3 protein-coding genes are annotated in these 3,097 nt (G+C 53.9%); 2 read left to right on the top strand and 1 reads right to left on the bottom strand.

Going from position 1 to position 3,097, the window contains the following annotated elements:
* Both NB063_RS31585 and ppk2 read left to right on the top strand, forming a co-directional pair.
* Nucleotides 1-259 (top strand): hypothetical protein (locus NB063_RS31585; RefSeq protein ID WP_250933769.1); only part of this gene is annotated, 259 nt, incomplete at its 5' end.
* Nucleotides 260-612: 353 nt separating this feature from the next.
* A complete protein-coding gene (gene ppk2 / locus NB063_RS31580) occupies nucleotides 613-1,482 on the top strand; it encodes a polyphosphate kinase 2 (protein WP_250933767.1) in 870 nt (289 codons plus the stop codon).
* Between the two features lie 468 nt (nucleotides 1,483-1,950).
* On the opposite strand, the gene NB063_RS31575 is transcribed toward ppk2, so the two are convergent.
* Nucleotides 1,951-2,472 (bottom strand): DUF4345 family protein, encoded by a 522-nt coding sequence (locus NB063_RS31575; protein ID WP_250933764.1) that lies wholly within the window; start codon nucleotides 2,470-2,472, stop codon nucleotides 1,951-1,953.
* Nucleotides 2,473-3,097: the final 625 nt, after the last annotated feature.

The raw sequence follows: 3,097 nt of genomic DNA, 5'->3' as shown, positions 1-3,097 counted from the left end.
GTCTGAATGTCTCCCGCCAACGATCGTGTCCCCTGCCCTGGCGAAGCAACCGAATCCAAATACTAAGCAGGTATGCAGGAATCATCTGGCGAAACTGCCGCGAACTGAAGGCCGGACCGAGGCTTTGCGAGTTCCGGCATTCACTTGCTCAGTCGTGCCGGAACTGCGTCGCTTAAGGCTCCTTGGCCCGGCCTACGCCGAACCGATCACGATCAGCGGAATTGTCGTTATACAGAATCTCTTCTATCTACCTGCTTAGCACACTTTTTAGCGTAACGGCACGAGTCGTCCGGTCTTACGCTCATTTTCAATGCCGATAAAGCACCAACGAAAAGTGAAACGGTGCGGTCCGGCGAAGCGATCGATTCGCGTGCGACAATTTGGCACCAATCAAGACAGGCAGAATCGAGGTAGGTTTGTGATGCCGGCCGCCAGTCACCAACAACGTCGACGGCACAGCTGCTACACTGCGAACAAACAGGCTGCGCTGCGTGAATTCGCCACAACGAGCGTGATGTCATGTCATCGACGAACGCGACCACACGGTTTGATGCCGGGAACATCCTCGCTTTGTCATGTCCCGACTAAGGATTCAAACTCTGGGAGATCAACATGTCGCAAGATCCACAACGACAAAGCGAAACCGAAACGTCAGTAACCGCGGAAGTGTTCGCGGGGGATCACGGTGATGTAAAGGCCAAACGGCACAAAATCAAAGCGCAAGTTTACGAGAAAGAACTTGCCCGTTTGCACATCGAACTGGTGAAACTGCAAGAATGGGTGAAACACGAAGGCTTGCGAGTTTGTGTTCTCTTTGAAGGCCGTGACGCGGCAGGGAAAGGGGGCGTCATTAAGCGAATAACTGAATGCCTCAACCCACGGATCTGTCGCGTCGTTGCGCTCGGAAGACCGACCGAAAGGGAAAAATCAAGCTGGTATTTCCAGCGATACGTACCGCACCTTCCAGCCGCCGGTGAGATCGTGTTGTTCGATCGTAGTTGGTACAACCGAGCAGGTGTCGAGCGAGTGATGGGATTCTGCACCGACGTCGAATACAAGGAATTCTTACGTTCGTGCCCGGAATTCGAACGCATGCTCGTACGATCTGGCATGATCCTGATCAAGTATTGGTTTTCGGTGAGCGATGAGGAACAGGAACGAAGATTTCAGAAACGGATGGAAGATCCGACACGGAGTTGGAAGCTAAGTCCGATGGATGTTGAGTCACGGTCGCGATGGCTGGAATACTCCAAAGCCAAAGACGTGATGTTCGCACACACCGACATCAAACAAGCCCCGTGGTACGTCGTCAAAGCGGACAACAAGAAATGTGCGAGACTCAATTGCATCTCGCACTTGTTGAGCAAGATCAAGTATAAAGATTTGACGCCGACGCCACCCACGCTGATGGCGCGTCCCGAAGCGGGAGCGTATGTTCGTCCACCGCTCGAAGACCAGACCTTCGTCCCCGAAATTTGGTAGACGTCGCGTTGCGACGAACCAATTATGCGGGACACGCTGAACGGCATTCAAACAAAGAGGTGGAATGTTTCCCGGCGTCGCACTGCGAATTGCTTCGTCTCGGTTTTCCCAACCACGGACTCACACCAACCCTGGCGGTTGCGTGCCGTCACTACGGAGATGAATGTTATGCTGCTCTTCTTAGCGGCACGGCGCAAGCCGTCCGGTCCCGCGTTACCGGACGGCTTGCGCCGTGCCGCTACTATTGAAATCCAGCAGCAATGAAATCGACGTCACACAAGACTAGCCATTCACAACAGCCTGGAACTGCCCTCATGCTAAAGGGATCATCGGAACGTGATCGCCTACCTGCTTAACTCACACCTGTAACCTAACCCACGTGATGAGAACACAGCGGTGCCTCGCAATCAGCATCCATCGGCGCAAGTGCTCATCGAACGCAATGCAAACGCATCGCCACTGCGGCCTTCAAGTCGCATCGCCGACGGAATTCTTCAGCGAAAAGACGCCCGCCACGCAGAATAGGAATCCGACGAACTCAAAAATCGCAAATGTTGCGTGGAGGGCGGAGAAGCCATCGACAACGATGCCGAGGCAACGTCCCGATGCAGACCCGAGTAGCGGAAGGGCACCGACCAGCAATGCGGAGGCAACCTGTTTTTGTTTCCAAAGTAGCAACATTACCGCTGCAATACCCATCTCCACCCCGCCGTAAAACGCACGGATCTCAGTCGCCATCTGCGGAGTTCGTTGATCAATACCGAAGGCTTCCAACAACGCATTCGGAGAAATGCCCAGCCAGACGGCGAAGCCCGCATACGCCGCCGCGGTGATCCAAACAACAATGGTTGCAAAACGTTGGTTTTTCATCATTTGCCCTGAGTTGCCCGCCACGCCCGAACCTGCGTCGGATCTGCAGGTAGCCGCTGTGGTGAGGATGCAAAAGTTACATTGAACATACCACGTGAGTTCCAATGACATATCAGGCATCATCGCAACTCCTTCCCGTCGTCCCTTCGTGACACCAAGAAGTGTCTTCTCTGTCGAAGAACTACTCACCGACCACTGCGGCACATACGTTTACTAAGAGCAGGTAGGCAGAAATAATTGGGCAAAATCCCATAAGCCATTTGGGCATTAGCCTGGATTGCTAAGAGTCTCTGCACCGCGAAATCTCTGGACTGCTAAATCTCTGCGAAGGTGTGGAAATACAAGGCCACGCCAGTATTGCTTCCATTTCAAGTCGCGATAGCGACGGCAGGCGAAAGTGCCGGACGCGAGTCCGGGATCAACGTCGCCTCCACATATCCCAAGTCGCGAGGGACGTCGATTGTATTACTGAAGGATTTCAAATGTAGCGGAACGGCGCGAGCCGTCCGGTGACTCGGGACCGGACGGCTTGCGCCGTTCCGCTAAAAAAGGCACTAAAACAATCAACGTCCCAAGCGATGACAGATGCCGCTCCCGGTGGTTCATTCGTGCGCACGCACGGGTTTTGTGTCGTCGCGTTGCGACTTGCTTCGCTTGGTTTGCCCAAACCACGGACTCACGTCCGTGGCTTTTGGATCTCGTCACGATCGTGACTAAGCAGGTATACAGGAATCATCTGGCGAAA

The sequence above is a fragment of the Aporhodopirellula aestuarii genome (assembly GCF_023701485.1).
Taxonomy (GTDB): domain Bacteria; phylum Planctomycetota; class Planctomycetia; order Pirellulales; family Pirellulaceae; genus Rhodopirellula; species Rhodopirellula aestuarii.
This window is presented reverse-complemented; position numbering and strand designations above follow the sequence as displayed.